This is a genomic window from Telluria sp. RT2P19, assembly GCF_059685725.1.
Map to the genome: position 1 here is coordinate 1 of NZ_JCASIL010000012.1, position 14,128 is coordinate 14,128.

Annotated in this window: 17 protein-coding genes and 1 pseudogene; 13 read left to right on the forward strand and 5 right to left on the reverse strand. The window is 63.7% G+C overall.

What is annotated here, in order from left to right; genetic code table 11:
• A pseudogene (locus AC56KW_RS15515) lies at positions 1–102 on the forward strand (IS1595 family transposase); the annotation flags it as partial.
• A gap of 69 nt (positions 103–171) precedes the next feature.
• Here the strand turns inward: AC56KW_RS15515 and rpmG are convergent.
• The 3 genes from rpmG to radC all read right to left on the reverse strand — a co-directional run bounded on the left by rpmG (position 172) and on the right by radC (position 1,470).
• Complete coding sequence (gene rpmG, locus AC56KW_RS15520; protein ID WP_005665735.1) at positions 172–339, reverse strand: 50S ribosomal protein L33; 168 nt, start codon at positions 337–339, stop codon at positions 172–174.
• 13 nt (positions 340–352) lie between these two features.
• Positions 353–589, reverse strand: coding sequence for a 50S ribosomal protein L28 (gene rpmB, locus AC56KW_RS15525; RefSeq protein ID WP_123069134.1), 237 nt, complete (start codon positions 587–589; stop codon positions 353–355).
• 209 nt (positions 590–798) lie between these two features.
• On the reverse strand, positions 799–1,470 hold the full coding sequence (radC, locus tag AC56KW_RS15530) for a RadC family protein (RefSeq protein ID WP_497171576.1): 672 nt from the start codon (positions 1,468–1,470) through the stop codon (positions 799–801).
• 102 nt (positions 1,471–1,572) lie between these two features.
• Between radC and AC56KW_RS15535 the strand changes: the two genes are divergently transcribed.
• The 6 genes from AC56KW_RS15535 to AC56KW_RS15560 all read left to right on the forward strand — a co-directional run bounded on the left by AC56KW_RS15535 (position 1,573) and on the right by AC56KW_RS15560 (position 6,870).
• Complete coding sequence (locus AC56KW_RS15535; RefSeq protein WP_497171577.1) at positions 1,573–2,025, forward strand: FKBP-type peptidyl-prolyl cis-trans isomerase; 453 nt, start codon at positions 1,573–1,575, stop codon at positions 2,023–2,025.
• Positions 2,026–2,056: 31 nt separating this feature from the next.
• Complete coding sequence (gene ispH, locus AC56KW_RS15540; protein WP_497171578.1) at positions 2,057–3,016, forward strand: 4-hydroxy-3-methylbut-2-enyl diphosphate reductase; 960 nt, start codon at positions 2,057–2,059, stop codon at positions 3,014–3,016.
• A gap of 189 nt (positions 3,017–3,205) precedes the next feature.
• Positions 3,206–4,135, forward strand: coding sequence for a branched-chain amino acid ABC transporter permease (locus AC56KW_RS15545; protein ID WP_497171579.1), 930 nt, complete (start codon positions 3,206–3,208; stop codon positions 4,133–4,135).
• Positions 4,136–4,151: 16 nt separating this feature from the next.
• Positions 4,152–5,366 (forward strand): ABC transporter permease subunit, encoded by a 1,215-nt coding sequence (locus AC56KW_RS15550; RefSeq protein ID WP_497171580.1) that lies wholly within the window; start codon positions 4,152–4,154, stop codon positions 5,364–5,366.
• An 11-nt stretch (positions 5,367–5,377) separates the two neighbouring features.
• A complete protein-coding gene (locus AC56KW_RS15555) occupies positions 5,378–6,148 on the forward strand; it encodes an ABC transporter ATP-binding protein (protein WP_497171581.1) in 771 nt (256 codons plus the stop codon).
• On the forward strand, positions 6,148–6,870 hold the full coding sequence (locus AC56KW_RS15560) for an ABC transporter ATP-binding protein (RefSeq protein ID WP_497171582.1): 723 nt from the start codon (positions 6,148–6,150) through the stop codon (positions 6,868–6,870). The genes AC56KW_RS15555 and AC56KW_RS15560 overlap by 1 nt, the downstream gene beginning before the upstream one ends.
• Before the next feature lie 233 nt (positions 6,871–7,103).
• Here the strand turns inward: AC56KW_RS15560 and AC56KW_RS15565 are convergent, their stop codons facing one another.
• Positions 7,104–7,688 (reverse strand): phasin family protein, encoded by a 585-nt coding sequence (locus AC56KW_RS15565; protein WP_497171583.1) that lies wholly within the window; start codon positions 7,686–7,688, stop codon positions 7,104–7,106.
• Positions 7,689–8,025: 337 nt separating this feature from the next.
• On the opposite strand from AC56KW_RS15565, the gene AC56KW_RS15570 reads away from it, so the two are divergent.
• From AC56KW_RS15570 to pbpG, 3 genes are all read left to right on the forward strand, one after another.
• Positions 8,026–8,934 (forward strand): DMT family transporter, encoded by a 909-nt coding sequence (locus tag AC56KW_RS15570; protein ID WP_497171584.1) that lies wholly within the window; start codon positions 8,026–8,028, stop codon positions 8,932–8,934.
• Complete coding sequence (locus tag AC56KW_RS15575) at positions 8,931–9,626, forward strand: nitroreductase (protein WP_497171585.1); 696 nt, start codon at positions 8,931–8,933, stop codon at positions 9,624–9,626. Before AC56KW_RS15570 ends, AC56KW_RS15575 begins: the two co-directional genes overlap by 4 nt.
• 167 nt (positions 9,627–9,793) lie before the next feature.
• A complete protein-coding gene (gene pbpG / locus AC56KW_RS15580) occupies positions 9,794–10,945 on the forward strand; it encodes a D-alanyl-D-alanine endopeptidase (RefSeq protein ID WP_497171586.1) in 1,152 nt (383 codons plus the stop codon).
• Between the two features lie 109 nt (positions 10,946–11,054).
• Here pbpG and AC56KW_RS15585 read toward each other — a convergent pair whose 3' ends face one another.
• Entirely contained in the window at positions 11,055–11,846 is a 792-nt protein-coding gene (locus AC56KW_RS15585; RefSeq protein ID WP_497171587.1) for an IclR family transcriptional regulator, read from the reverse strand.
• Between the two features lie 146 nt (positions 11,847–11,992).
• Between AC56KW_RS15585 and AC56KW_RS15590 the strand changes: the two genes are divergently transcribed.
• The 3 genes from AC56KW_RS15590 (at position 11,993) to AC56KW_RS15600 (ending at position 14,118) form a co-directional block, all read left to right on the forward strand.
• Positions 11,993–12,379, forward strand: a complete 387-nt coding sequence (locus AC56KW_RS15590; protein ID WP_497171588.1) for a diacylglycerol kinase — start codon at positions 11,993–11,995, stop codon at positions 12,377–12,379.
• Between the two features lie 107 nt (positions 12,380–12,486).
• A complete protein-coding gene (locus AC56KW_RS15595) occupies positions 12,487–13,125 on the forward strand; it encodes a peroxiredoxin (protein WP_497171589.1) in 639 nt (212 codons plus the stop codon).
• Positions 13,126–13,344: 219 nt separating this feature from the next.
• Positions 13,345–14,118, forward strand: a complete 774-nt coding sequence (locus tag AC56KW_RS15600) for a sulfite exporter TauE/SafE family protein (protein ID WP_497171590.1) — start codon at positions 13,345–13,347, stop codon at positions 14,116–14,118.
• Positions 14,119–14,128: the final 10 nt, after the last annotated feature.

Below are 14,128 nucleotides of genomic sequence, written 5' to 3' on the forward strand. Positions count from 1 at the left end.
CGCCTGCCGAATTACCTGGGTTGGCTGTGGGCCCTCGATGGTGGGCGAGTTACTTCTGTCGAGCAATTGCTACGCATCGCGATCGGATTCATCCATAGGTAACGGTGACATCGCCAACAAAAAAGCCGCCAGGCTTGCGCGCCGGCGGCTTTTTCAGGGAAACAAGATCGATTACTTGATCTTGGTTTCCTTGTAGATCACGTGCTTACGTGCTTTCGGGTCGAATTTGGTGATTTCCATTTTCGCCGGCATCGTGCGCTTGTTCTTGGTGGTGGTGTAGAAGTGACCAGTACCTGCGGTCGATTCCAGCTTGATTTTGTCGCGGCCAGTTTTTGCCATGATAGCTCCCTAATTAAACTTTTTCGCCGCGGGCGCGCATGTCGGCCAGCACGACGTCGATGCCGAGCTTGTCGATCACGCGCAGGCCGGCGTTCGACAGACGCAGCGAAACCCAGCGGTTTTCGGATTCGACGTAGATACGACGGTTCTGCAGGTTAGGCAGGAAACGGCGCTTGGTTTTGTTGTTAGCGTGGGAGACGTTGTTACCAACCATCACACCCTTGCCGGTTACTTGGCAAACACGTGCCATAGTGCACTCCTTAGATATATTCCGAACTTGGAAAAATGAGAGTATAGCGTGAAAAGCAAAGCGGAATCAATCACTTACGAAAAACAATTGTGTCTCCATGTGGTGGACAAATTTAACAATTGCCGATGAGTGTTGTAACCCGCTGTTTACGCTATGTAAATCAGGCAAAAACCCGGACCTGCATGCGGCGACCGGGCGACGCATATCCGTCACAACTGGCCGCTCTCGGCAAAGGAATGCACCTGGTTGCCCGCCACCACGAAGTGATCGAGCACGCGGATATCGACCAGTAACAGCGCCTGCACCAGCGCGCTCGTCAGCCGCAGGTCGGCTTCGCTGGGCTCGGCCACGCCCGAAGGATGGTTGTGCGCGAGGATCACCGCCGCCGCATTCCTGCGCAAGGCCGCCTTGACCACCTCTCTCGGATACACGCTGGTATGGGTCAGCGTTCCCCTGAACATTTCCTCGCAATTGATCAGGCGGTTCTTTACATCCAGGAACAGCACCACGAACGATTCATGCGTCTGCAGCGCGAACTGGCTGCGCAGGTAGTGGCGCACCGTTTCGGGCGAGCACAGTGCTTCACGGCGAAACTGCTCGGCCACCGCGCGCCGGGCAAGCTCGAGCGCGGCCTGCAACTGGGCATACTTGGCCGGCCCGAGCCCGTGCAGCCGGCCGAATTCGCCCGAATCGGCATGCAGCAGCCGGTGCAGCGAGCCGAAGTGAGCGAGCGTGTCGCCGGCCAGGGCCACGGCGCTCTTGCCGGCCACGCCCACGCGCAGGAAGATGGCCAGCAGTTCGGTATCCGACAGCGCCGCCGGCCCCTCGCGCAGCAGGCGCTCGCGGGGGCGGTCTTGTTCGGGCCAGTCGCAAATTCCCATGTTTGATTCCTCGCCAAAAAAAGAGGCAGCCAAGGCGCAAGCCGCGTGCGTGGCTTACAATAGCGGTTTGCCTGATCAGGTATGCCTGCAACCACAAAGAACATGTCCAACGCCGCTCCCGTCGTCAACGAATCCTCTTACCTGACCCTGCATTACCGCCTGGCAGTTGCCGGTGGTTCCGATGTGGTCACGACCTTCAATGGCACCCCGGCCACCTTGCTGCTGGGCCAGGGCCAGCTGGCGCCGTTCCTCGAACAGCGCCTGATCGGCCTGCCGGAAGGCACGCACCAGACCTTCGAGCTCAGCGCTGCCGAGGCGTTCGGCGAGCGCAACCCGGAACTGATCCAGTCAGTGTCGAAGGCGACCCTGGAAGACAATTCGGTGCCTGGCGCCGAGTACAACGTGGGCGAAGTGGTCGAGTTCAATGCGCCGAAGGGCGGCCGCTTCGCCGGCGTGCTGCTCGAAATGCGCGACGATTCGGCCCTGTTCGACTTCAATCACCCGATGGCCGGCCGCGCCCTGCAATTTGAAGTCAAACTGATTTCGGTGCTCTAATAAAGACGTAGGCGCAAGCGAAGGAACAATGATGGAAAACGAAATTCTGCTGGCCCAGCCGCGCGGCTTTTGCGCCGGCGTGGACCGCGCGATCGAGATCGTCGAGCGCGCCCTCAAACAATTCGGCGCGCCGATCTATGTACGCCACGAGATCGTGCACAACGCCTACGTGGTCGAAGACCTGCGCAACAAGGGCGCGATCTTCATCGAGGAACTCGAAGACGTTCCGCCGGGTAACACGCTCGTATTCTCGGCCCACGGCGTCTCGAAAGCCGTGCGCGCCGATGCCGAGGCGCGCGGGCTGACCATTTTCGACGCCACCTGCCCGCTGGTGACCAAGGTCCACGTCGAAGTGGCGAAGATGCGCAAGCAGGGCGCCGAGATCATCATGATCGGCCACGACGGTCACCCCGAAGTCGAAGGCACGATGGGCCAGGCCGAAGAAGGCATGCACCTGGTCGAGACGGTCGCGGACGTGCAGGCGCTGCAAGTGCGCAATCCCGATTTGCTCGCCTATGTCTCGCAAACCACGCTGTCGGTCGACGACACGCTCGACATCATCGCCGCGCTCAAGGCGCGCTTCCCGAACATCATCGAGCCGAAGAAGGGCGATATCTGCTACGCCACCACCAACCGCCAGGAAGCCGTCAAATTCATGGCGCCGCAGGTCGAGGTCGTGGTCGTCGTGGGCAGCCCGAACAGCTCGAACTCGAACCGCCTGCGCGAAGTGGCCGAGAAGATGGGCACGCCGGCGTACATGGTCGACAACGCGGCCAAGATCGACCCGGGCTGGATCGAAGGCAAGAAGCGGGTTGGCGTCACCGCCGGCGCCTCGGCGCCCGAGGTGCTGGTGCAAGCCGTGATCGACCGCCTCAAGGAACTGGGCGCGGCCAGCGTGCGCGCACTCGAAGGCGTCGAGGAGCATGTGACTTTCCCGCTGCCGAAAGGCCTGGACGGCGTACGTCCTGAGCCGTCTTTGCCGGCAGCCTGAACATTATTTATCGAATAGCCAGAAAACAAAATTTGCTACAGCGCTGATTTACCGTGATTAGTTTTCCAAAAGCCAAGTTAAGATGTCGGCGCTCGGAAAAATAGTCATGGAGCTGGCGACCATGAGCGGCACTTCGGGGGACATCCCGCAGTGCCGTTTTTTTGCAAGGCAGATTAAACAGGCGAAACGATGGAAACCTTTATCCAACAGCTACTGAACGGCTTGGTGCTGGGCAGCATGTATGCGCTGGTCGCGCTCGGCTACACGATGGTGTATGGCGTGCTCAACCTGATCAACTTCGCCCACGGCGACGTGCTCATGATCGGCGCCATGATCGGCCTGACGATCCTGCAATTATTGGAGGCTTACGTTCCCGGCCTGCCCGGCTATGTACAGCTGGCGCTCGCCATCCTGGGGGCGATTCCTCTGACCATGCTGGTCAGCATCCTGATCGAGCGCGTCGCCTACCGCCGCCTGCGCAATGCGCCGCGCCTGGCGCCGCTGATCACGGCGATCGGCGTCTCGATCCTGCTGCAGACCTTCGCCATGATGATCTGGGGCCGCAGCCCGATCCCGTTCCCGCAACTGCTCTCGTCCGAACCGATCTTGGTCGGCGGCGCCATGATCTCGCAGACGCAGGTACTGCTGCTGGTGCTGGCCGCCGTCGCCATGGGCGCCCTGGTGCTGCTGGTCGAGCGCACCAGGATGGGCCGCGCGATGCGCGCCGTGGCCGAGAACCCGCGCGTGGCCGGCCTGATGGGCGTGGACGCGAACCGCGTGATCGTCGCCACCTTCGCCATCGGCGCCGCGCTGGCGGCCGTCGCCGGCGTGATGTGGGGCGCCAACTATGCGTCGATCACCTTCACCATGGGCGTGCTGCCCGGGTTGAAAGCCTTCTGCGCCGCGGTGCTGGGCGGGATCGGCAACATCTATGGCGCCATGCTCGGCGGCCTGCTGCTGGGGATTATCGAAGCGCTCGGCGCCGGCTATATCGGCGACCTGACCGGCGGCTTCCTCGGCAGCCACTACCAGGACATCTTCGCCTTCGTGGTGCTGATCCTGGTCCTGACCCTGCGTCCGTCCGGCATCATGGGCGAGCGCGTGGCCGACCGCGCCTGACCCCAAGGAGAACACCATGGCACTGCTGACCTTCGACACCCAGCACAAGCCGCGCCAGGCCTATATCAGCATGGCGGCGGTGCTGATCCTGATGCTGATCTTCCCATTCGTCGCCTCGCAGTTCGGCAACTCGTGGGTACGCATCATCGACATCGCGCTGCTGTACATCATGCTGGCGCTGGGCCTGAACATCGTGGTCGGCTTCGCCGGCCTGCTCGACCTGGGCTATATCGCCTTCTTCGCCGTCGGCGCCTACCTGGTCGGCCTGTTCGCGTCGCCGCAGTTCGCGGCGCTGCTCGAGTCGCTGATCTATTATTCGCCGGCCGTCGGCGAAGCGCTGGTGGCCTTCTTCGGTCCCGAGATCGCGCAAGACGGCATCCACCTGTCGCTGTGGGCCATCGTGCCGCTGGCGGCGCTGTTCGCCGCCCTGTGCGGCGCGCTGCTGGGCGCCCCGACCTTGAAACTGCGCGGCGACTACCTCGCCATCGTGACCCTGGGCTTCGGCGAGATCATCCGCATCTTCATGAACAACCTGAACGACCCGATCAACTTCACCAACGGGCCGCAGGGGATCAATATGATCGATCCGATCCGCGTGTTCGGCGTGTCGCTGGCGGGTGAGCCGGGGTCCAACGCCACGGTCATGATCGGCGCTTATGCGATGCCGTCGGTGAACGCCTATTATTTTTTGTTCCTGGCGCTGGTGATCGCGACCATCTTCATCACCGGCCGCCTGCAGCATTCGCGCCTGGGCCGGGCCTGGGTGGCGATCCGCGAAGACGAGATCGCGGCCAAGGCGATGGGCATCAATACCCGCAACGTCAAGCTGCTGGCCTTTGCCATGGGCGCCTCGTTCGGCGGCGTGGCGGGCGCGATGTTCGGCGCCTTCCAGGGTTTCGTGTCGCCCGAATCGTTCTCGCTGACCGAGTCGATCGCCGTGCTGGCGATGGTGGTCCTGGGCGGCATCGGCCACATCCCGGGCGTGGTGCTGGGCGGCGTGCTGCTCGCGGCATTGCCCGAAGTGCTGCGCCATGTGGTCGATCCAGCGCAGCAGGCGCTGTTCGGCAAGGTGATCATCGAGGCCGAGGTGCTGCGCCAGCTGCTGTACGGCCTGGCGCTGGTGCTGATCATGCTGGTGCGCCCGGCCGGCCTGTGGCCGTCGCCGAACAAGGAAGAGCGCCCGAACGCCGCCCTGGCGCGCGAGGAAGAAGAAGCGTCGACCGCGCGATGAGCAAACAGACCATGAGCCAACCAATCCTTCTCGATATCCAGGGCGTCAACAAGCGCTTCGGCGGCCTGCAGGCCCTGACCGACGTCGGCATCCGGATCATGCAGGGCCAGATCTATGGCCTGATCGGCCCCAACGGCGCCGGAAAAACCACCTTCTTCAACGTGATCACGGGCCTGTACCAGCCGGACAGCGGCACCTTCGAATTGGCCGGCAAGCCGTACTCGCCATCGGCGCCGCACGACGTGGCCAAGGCCGGCATCGCGCGCACCTTCCAGAACATCCGTCTGTTCGGCGAGATGAGCGCGCTGGAAAACGTGATGGTCGGCCGCCACGTGCGCACCAGGCAAGGCTTGCTGGGCGCGATCCTGCGCCACAAGGCGGCGCGCATCGAGGAAGCGGCGATCCGCCTGCGCGCGCAGGAACTGCTCGACTTCGTGGGCATCGGCCAATTCGCCAACCGCACCGCCAGGTTCCTGTCGTACGGCGACCAGCGCCGCCTGGAAATCGCGCGCGCGCTGGCGACCGATCCGCAACTGCTGGCGCTGGACGAACCGGCAGCGGGCATGAACGCGACCGAGAAGCTGGCGCTGCGCGAGCTGCTGGTAAAAATCAAGGCCGAGGGCCGGACCGTGCTGCTGATCGAGCACGACGTCAAGCTCATGATGGGCCTGTGCGACCGCATCACGGTGCTCGAATATGGCAAGCAGATCGCCGAAGGCCTGCCAAGCGAGATCCAGAAGAACCAGGCCGTGATCGACGCCTACCTTGGAGGAGCCCACTGATGGTCGATACCGTACTGAAAATCGCCGGCCTGAAGGTCGCCTATGGCGGCATCAAGGCGGTCAAGGGCGTCGACCTGGAGGTCGCAAAGGGCGAGCTGGTGACGCTGATCGGCGCCAACGGCGCCGGCAAGACCACGACCCTGAAAGCCATCACCGGCACGCTCCCGCCGTGCAAGGTGGAAGGCGACATCAGTTACCTGGGCCAGCCGCTGCGCGGCACGCAGTCGTTCCGCATGGTCCGGCAAAAGCTGGCCATGGTGCCGGAAGGGCGGGGCGTGTTCACCCGCATGTCGATCCACGAGAACCTGTTGATGGGCGCCTACACGCGCGACGACAAGGCCGGGATCGAGGCCGACATCGAGAAGTGGTACACGGTGTTCCCCCGTTTGAAGGAACGGTCAAGCCAGCCGGCCGGTACCCTGTCGGGCGGCGAGCAGCAGATGCTGGCGATGGCGCGCGCGCTGATGAGCCATCCGACCCTGCTGCTGCTGGACGAACCGTCGATGGGCCTGGCGCCGATCATGGTCGAGAAGATCTTCGAGGTGATCCGCGACGTGTCGCGGCAGGGCATCACGATCCTGCTGGTGGAGCAGAACGCCAAGCTGGCGCTGCAGGCCGCGCACCGCGGTTATGTGATGGATTCGGGGGCGATCACGATGACCGGCAGTGCGCGCGACATGCTCGACGATCCGAGGGTGCAGGCGGCGTATCTGGGTGAGTGAAAGCGATCGACAATAAAAAGGGCCGGAGACGCTCGCGCGTCCCCGGCCCTTTTTTGTAGGGTGGACGGCTCTGCCGTCCACGCGGTGATGGTTATCGGTGGCGATTTCGCGCCGGGGGAACTACCTGCCAACGATCAACGCGTGGACGGGGACCCCGTCCACCCTACGATCAACGCGTGGACGGGGACCCCGTCCACCCCTACGATCAACGCGTGGACGGGGAGCCCGTCAACCTACGCCGCAGCCGCAGCCGTCGCGGCGCTTGCAGCGTTGCCAGCTTTGGCAGCAGTTGCAGAAAATTGCGACACGGCTGCGTTCATATTGGTTTCCAGCGCTTCGACCGCCTGCTTCGAGGTCTTGCTGAATTGCTCGTAACCGGCGTTGGCGTTGCTGATCGCGGTCTTGACGGCGGCGACGAAGTTCTCCGAACCGGCAGGGGCGTTCTTGCTCACTTCGTCGACCAGCGAGATCACCTTGCGGTTGGCTTCGACGATCTGGCTTTCGGCGGCTTTCGAGAATTCGGCGCCGGTGCCGGTGGCGATCGAGGCCAGCTGGCGGCTGTAGGCCAGGGCTTTCTCGGCGCTCGGCTGGGCCTGCGAGGCGGTCAGCGAGAAGAATTCTTGCGGGTCTTTGGCACCCAGCAGTTGGCGGGCGACGGCGGACGAATCTTCCAGCGTCGAACGGGCCGTGCTGAGGTTCAGTTCAACCAGCTTCTCCACGCCTTCGAAGGTTTTCGTCGTCAGCGACGAAAACAGGGCGAATTGCGATTCGAGGCTGGCCTTGGTGGCGTTCGAAAACTGTTCAGGGATTGCAAACATGTGGCTCTCCAAATATGTCGTTTCAAGAATGGACTATTGCTCTGTGAGACAGGTTCTTCAATAAAACGCGACGAAACTCTTTTTGTGCACCGCAACAGGGCAGATTTTCTGTCAGTTTGCTTGATGCGTCAAGCGATTTTGATGCGATGCACCATTCAAGAGACATAATTTTCTTGAATGCATTTAATGCAATAAAAGTCAATTGATCTAGCGCAAAGCTAATGCATTCCGGGAAGCACCAAAACCCCATGGCAGAGGTCATGCTAGACTCGGCGCTTGTGTTTCACGCTTGTTCACTCATCAGCGCCGCGCACTACCACGGCGCATCGCCAGGACCATGTCGACCAACGCCACCACCATGCCCGGCAGCTCCTGGCTGTCCCCCGTCCCGCTGTTCTTCGTCTTCCTCTGGAGCACGGGCTTCATCGTCGCCAAGCTCGGCCTGCCGTATGCGCCGCCGCTGACCTTCCTGATCGTACGCTGCCTGGGCGTGTTGGCGGTGCTGCTGCCCTTGATGCTGGTGTGGCATGCGCCCTGGCCGCGCGGGCAGGTCGGGCACATCGCCGTCTCGGGCCTGCTGCTGCAGGCCGGCTACCTGGGCGGTGTCTGGGCGGCGATCAAGCTCGGCATGCCGGCCGGGCTGACCGCCCTGATCGTCGGCATGCAGCCGATCCTCACCGCGGCGGCGGCGCCCCTGATCGGCGAGCGGGTGCGTCCTGTACAGTGGCTGGGCCTGCTGCTCGGCCTGTCCGGCGTCGGCCTGGTCGTGTATGCCAAGGTCGGCCTGGCCGGCCTGTCGCCCGCGGCCCTCGGCCTGTGCCTGTTCGCGCTGCTGAGCATCACGGCCGGCACCATGTACCAGCGCCGTTTCTGCCCGCGCTTCGACCTGCGCAGCGGCACCGCGATCCAGTTCGGCGCCACCGTGCTGGCGCTGCTGCCGCTCGCGCTCTGGCTGGAAGACCTCGACCCCGCCTTCTCGACCATCACCTGGAGCGCCGACTTCGTCATCGCCTGGCTGTGGTCGGTGTTCGCGCTGTCGATCGGCGCGATCTTCCTGCTCTTCAAGCTCATCGGGCGCAGCCAGGCGACCGAGGTGACGAGCCTGATGTACCTGACCCCGCCGACCACGGCCATCATGGCCTGGCTGCTGTTCGGCGAAGCCTTCAACGCACTGGGCCTGGTCGGGATGGCGGTGGCCGTCACCGGCGTCGCCTTCGTCGTGCGCAAACCACGGGAGACTCCATGATTTCGACCCCCAGCCAGGCGGCCGTCGACGCCGCCATCACCTCACGCCGCTCGATCCGCGCTTTCCTCGACAAGCCGGTCGAGCGGGACGAGATCCTGCGCATCCTGGACGTGGCGGCGCGCGCGCCGTCCGGCACCAATACCCAGCCGTGGAAAGTACACGTGCTAACCGGCGCGGCGCGCGACCGGCTGTCGAAGGCCATCCTGGCGGCCTACGCCGATCCGGCGCAGGCGGACGCGCACCGCGAGGAATATCCCTACTATCCGCGCGAATGGGTCTCGCCCTATATCGACCGGCGCCGCAAGGTCGGCTGGGATCTCTACAGTTTGCTGGGCCTGACGCGCGACAACAAGGCCGGCATGGCGGCCCAGCATGCGCGCAACTTCGCTTTCTTCGATGCCCCGGTCGGGATGATCTTCACGATCGACCGTATCCTGGAGCAGGGTTCCTGGCTCGACTATGGCATGTTCCTGCAGAACATCATGGTGGCGGCGCGGGCGCGCGGACTCGACACCTGCCCACAAGCGGCCTTTACGCAGTATCATCGAATCATCGCAGCCGAACTCGGGTTGCCCGCGAACGAGATGGTCGTGTGCGGCATGGCGCTGGGCTGGGCCGATCCCGCCCGCGTGGAGAACTCGCTGCAAACGGAGCGCGAACCCAGCCATGTGTTTACGCGCTTCATGGAGTAAACTAATAAACAGCAATATCTCATTGATATCAAACGAAAGTTTCACCGACGAGGTGTGTTGGTTTTGAGGGGATTATTGCCGCACAGAATGTGATTTTTTCTTGCGATCGTGCGTCATTCCGCTACACTCCGATATGTATCTCATCAGTTCGGTCCAGGGGCTTTTCGATGTTCAAACTCGCTTTGGCAGCAGTTGTGGCCGCTTTGTTCGCTATTGCTCCGATGCAGGCCTCGGGAGCAGGGGCGGGCGCAGGCGCCGGCGCCACTGAAAAAGCGCAAAAGGCCAAGCCCACCAAGGCCGCCAAGAAAAAGCCCAAGCGCAAAGCCACCAAGGCCAAGCGCACCACCAAGCGCAAGGAAATGGCGAGCGCGCCGGCCAATGGCCAGCGCATGGTGCGTCGGGTGCGCACGGTCAAGGGCAAGCGCGTCGTCACCTACCATCCGGTCCGCACCGCCGCGGTCGCCGCCGCCGCCCTGACGGCAGGCGACGCAGCTGGCCTCAACAAGACATCCGACCCGCTGTCGCTGCGCTCGAACGTGGCCTATGTGGTCGACCAGAACAGCGCCGAAGTGCTGTTCGAGAAGAACGCCGACGTGGCACTGCCGATCGCCTCGATCACCAAGCTGATGACCGGCATGGTCGTGATGGACGCCAAGCAAGACCTCGACGAGGTGTTGCGCGTGACCGACGCCGACGTCGACCGTCTCAAATACAGCAGCTCGCGCCTGCCGGTCGGCGCGCGCATGACGCGCCGCGAACTGCTGCACATCACCCTCATGAGTTCCGAGAACCGCGCCGCGTCGGCGCTCGGCCGCAACTACCCGGGCGGCAAGGAGGCCTTCGTCGCGGCAATGAACGCCAAGGCGCGCCAGCTCGGCATGGAAGACACCCACTATGTCGATACCAGCGGCCTGTCGAGCCGCAATGTGTCGAGCGCGCGCGACCTGGTCAAGCTGGTGGTGGCGGCGCACGAAAATCCGGTATTGCGCGAATTCTCCACCACGCCGAAATCGACCGTGCAGGCCAGCGGCCGCACCATGCACTATGCCAATACCAATTACCTGGTGTCGCTCCCGGACTGGAATATCGGCCTGCAAAAGACTGGTTTCATCAACGAAGCGGGGCGCTGCCTGGTGATGCAGGCCATGATCCATGGACGCAATGTGGTGATGGTGTTCCTGGATTCGAAAGGCAAGATGTCGCGTACCGCCGATGCCGGCCGTATCCGCCGCTGGATCGAATCGCTGCCAGACCGCATGGATGTCGATGCGGTGCGCACGCCGACGATCACGGCCAGCGCGCCGCGCTTGCCGCATTGACGCCGTCGCTCGTGTTAACGCCGTCGTTCGCGTCAATGCCCCGTCGTTGCGGGCATTGACCCGTCGTCCCCGCCATTCACCCGTCGTTTTCGCCCGCGCCGGGTGGGGCTTATGCGTTGGCCGCTGGCCGATAACCGAGCGTCGACGAAATCCGCGCCGCCGTCTGCACCAGGTCTTCCAGCCAATCCTCTTGCAGGCGGTCGGCCGGGGCCGAGATCGATAATCCCGCCACCAGCTTGCCGCTGTCGTCATGGATGCCGGCCGCCATGCAGCGTACGCCCAGTTCGAGCTCTTCGTTGTCGCGCGCATAGCCGCGCGCGCGCACCAGGCTCAGTTCGCGTTCCAGCCGCGCCAGTTCGGTGATCGAGTTGCGTGTGTGGCCGGCAAGGCCGGTGCGGGTGGAATAGGCGCGGATCGCCTTGAGGTCGTCGACCGACAAGAACAGCTTGCCGGTCGAGGTCAGGTGCAGCGGGCCGCGCCCGCCGATGGCGCGCACCACCTGCATCCCGGAGCGCTCCGAAAATGCGCGGTCGATGTACACGATCTCGTCGCCCTGGCGCACCGACAGGTTGACCGTCTGCTGGGTCTTGCGGTGCAGGGCGCGCATGGCGTCGAGCGCCGCTTCGCGCACCGACAGGCGGCTCTTGACCACATTGCCCAGTTCGAGCAGGCGCATGCCGAGGCGGTAGGTGCCCGGCTCGACCCGGTCGACGAAGCGCGTGACCACCATATCGTTCAGGATCCGGTGCGCGGTGGACGGGTGCAGGCCCGATACACGCGACAATTCCTTGAGGCTGACCGGGTCGGAATAACTTGCCAGGGCATCGAGCAGCGCCATCATGCGCTCGATGACCTGGATCGACGTCTTGGCTGCTGCTGGAGTGGGCGTTTCCATTTTCATGATGTGGTTGGTGCAGTGCAGTATCCTTCACTTTATACCATGATGTGAAACGAGCGTGCAAACGCCGACTTGCAAACTTGGCTGGTTTGCCACATCCTGCCTCTGGACGCGGCATAATGCTGTTCCCGCATCCACTGTGTGAGACGATGGAAAACCCGATCAGCGAATTCAAGACCTTGCGTGGCCTCGAACGCATTGGCGCGGCCTGCCGTAATACCTGGGACGGTGTGCGCTGGGCCTGGCGCAGCGAAGCGGCCTTCAGGCAGGAGCTGGTGCTGATCGTGGTGGCCAGCATCCTGGCGCTGCTGCTGCCGGTATCCGGCTTCCAGAAGCTGGCGCTGATCGGCGTGCTGGTGGTGGTGCTGATCATCGAGCTGATCAACTCGGCAATCGAGGCGGTGGTCGACCGCATCTCGCTCGAGCGCCATCCCTTGTCGAAGGCCGCCAAGGACCTGGGCAGCGCCGCCGTGGCCTTGACCTTGCTGCTGGCGTTCGCGACCTGGGCCGTCGTACTCTATAACCGCTTTGTGTGAAGCCATCCGCGCGGATGGCGCGTTGATATCAGGAGCCGCCCCTGTTGGCGGCGTGCCGCGGGCACATGCCTGCGGCGAAAATTTGTGAACCAACCATGGAGAAGACTATGACTTTACGCCTCGGCGACACCGCGCCCGACTTCGAGCAGGATTCCAGCATCGGCAAGATCCGCTTTCACGAGTGGGCGGGCGATTCGTGGGTGGTGCTGTTCTCGCACCCGGCCGACTTCACGCCGGTGTGCACGACCGAACTGGGCCTGACCGCCAAGCTCAAGCCCGAGTTCGACAAGCGCAATGTCAAGGCGATCGCGCTGTCGGTGGACGCGGCCGACAAGCACGTCGACTGGATCAAGGACATCGAGGAAACCCAGCAGACCGTGGTCGGTTTCCCGATCGTGGCCGATGCCGACCGCTCGGTCTCGACCCTGTACGACATGATCCATCCAGAGCAGTCGGCCACCGCCACCGTGCGCTCGCTGTTCGTGATCGACCCGAACAAGAAAGTCCGCCTGACCATCACCTATCCGATGAGCACCGGCCGCAACTTCGACGAAGTGCTGCGCGTGATCGACGCCTTGCAACTGACCGACGGCTATACCGTCGCCACGCCGGGCAACTGGAAGGATGGCGATCACGTCATCATCCCGCTGACCGTCACCGATCCCGACGTCATCAAGCAGAAGTATCCGAAAGGCTTCGAGGCGCCACGTCCCTACCTGCGCCTGACCCCGCAGCCGAACAAGTAATCCGGCACCGACGGGCGGCCCCGCCGCCCTGTCACCGCGATCGCGCCGACAGCGGCGAACCCGGCCCTGCCAGGTTCGCCGCTTTTTCGTGAAAATCTGGCAACGCGTCGGGCTTGACGTGTGCCCGGCATCGAATATCTCCGCATAAGCAAATGAGAAAGCTGTCGTTTGGAAAACGGCAGCCTGCGCCTTACCCTGTGCGCCACGGGAGAGCTTGGTATGTCGATGATGTATGTGATGGCAGGATTCGGGGTAGGCTTGTTGGTTGGCATGACCGGAGTCGGCGGCGGTTCGCTGATGACCCCCTTGCTGACCCTGCTGTTCGGCGTCTCGCCGTCGGTCGCGGTCGGCACCGACCTCGCGTTCGCCGCGATCACCAAGAGCGCCGGCACCATCACCCACCGCTTCACCGGCACCGTGCAATGGCAGATCGTCGGCCGCCTGTGCCTGGGGGCGCTCCCCGCGGCCGTGCTGGCGGCCATTGCGCTCAATTACTTCGGTGCGCTCAGCGCCGAACTCGGCCAGGTGATCCGCTACACGATCGCCGTCTCGGTCATGCTGACCGTGCTGGCGCTGCTGCTGCGCAGCCGGCTGCTGGCCTGGATCCACGCCCACCCGCAACGCCAGCTGCAGGGCCGCAGCCTGGCGGCGGCCACCATTGTCGCGGGCGCCGTGCTCGGCGTGCTGGTGACGGTGTCCTCGATCGGCGCCGGCGCCATCGGCGCGACCTTGCTGGTGTTCCTGTATCCAAAGCTGACCCCGGCCGAAGTGGCCGGCACCGACATCGCCTACGCGGTCCCCCTCACCGCCATCGCGGCGCTCGGCCACTGGTGGCTGGGCTCGATCGACTGGCTGCTGCTGCTGACCCTGCTCGTCGGCTCGCTGCCCGGCATCACCCTGGGGGCCATGCTCGCGCGCGCGGTGCCGGAACGCTTCCTGCGCGCGCTGCTGGCGACGACGCTGACCGCCGTTGCCGCCAAGCTGGTGCTGTAGCCCAAGCGCT

Bases quoted from the DNA above. Each gene is read 5' to 3' on its own strand.
- rpmG (WP_005665735.1), bottom strand. From the start codon at position 339: ATGGCAAAAACTGGCCGCGACAAAATCAAGCTGGAATCGACCGCAGGT.
- rpmB (WP_123069134.1), bottom strand. From the start codon at position 589: ATGGCACGTGTTTGCCAAGTAACCGGCAAGGGTGTGATGGTTGGTAAC.
- radC (WP_497171576.1), bottom strand. From the start codon at position 1,470: ATGGGAATTTGCGACTGGCCCGAACAAGACCGCCCCCGCGAGCGCCTG.
- AC56KW_RS15535 (WP_497171577.1), top strand. From the start codon at position 1,573: ATGTCCAACGCCGCTCCCGTCGTCAACGAATCCTCTTACCTGACCCTG.
- ispH (WP_497171578.1), top strand. From the start codon at position 2,057: ATGGAAAACGAAATTCTGCTGGCCCAGCCGCGCGGCTTTTGCGCCGGC.
- AC56KW_RS15545 (WP_497171579.1), top strand. From the start codon at position 3,206: ATGGAAACCTTTATCCAACAGCTACTGAACGGCTTGGTGCTGGGCAGC.
- AC56KW_RS15550 (WP_497171580.1), top strand. From the start codon at position 4,152: ATGGCACTGCTGACCTTCGACACCCAGCACAAGCCGCGCCAGGCCTAT.
- AC56KW_RS15555 (WP_497171581.1), top strand. From the start codon at position 5,378: ATGAGCCAACCAATCCTTCTCGATATCCAGGGCGTCAACAAGCGCTTC.
- AC56KW_RS15560 (WP_497171582.1), top strand. From the start codon at position 6,148: ATGGTCGATACCGTACTGAAAATCGCCGGCCTGAAGGTCGCCTATGGC.
- AC56KW_RS15565 (WP_497171583.1), bottom strand. From the start codon at position 7,688: ATGTTTGCAATCCCTGAACAGTTTTCGAACGCCACCAAGGCCAGCCTC.
- AC56KW_RS15570 (WP_497171584.1), top strand. From the start codon at position 8,026: ATGTCGACCAACGCCACCACCATGCCCGGCAGCTCCTGGCTGTCCCCC.
- AC56KW_RS15575 (WP_497171585.1), top strand. From the start codon at position 8,931: ATGATTTCGACCCCCAGCCAGGCGGCCGTCGACGCCGCCATCACCTCA.
- pbpG (WP_497171586.1), top strand. From the start codon at position 9,794: ATGTTCAAACTCGCTTTGGCAGCAGTTGTGGCCGCTTTGTTCGCTATT.
- AC56KW_RS15585 (WP_497171587.1), bottom strand. From the start codon at position 11,846: ATGAAAATGGAAACGCCCACTCCAGCAGCAGCCAAGACGTCGATCCAG.
- AC56KW_RS15590 (WP_497171588.1), top strand. From the start codon at position 11,993: ATGGAAAACCCGATCAGCGAATTCAAGACCTTGCGTGGCCTCGAACGC.
- AC56KW_RS15595 (WP_497171589.1), top strand. From the start codon at position 12,487: ATGACTTTACGCCTCGGCGACACCGCGCCCGACTTCGAGCAGGATTCC.
- AC56KW_RS15600 (WP_497171590.1), top strand. From the start codon at position 13,345: ATGTCGATGATGTATGTGATGGCAGGATTCGGGGTAGGCTTGTTGGTT.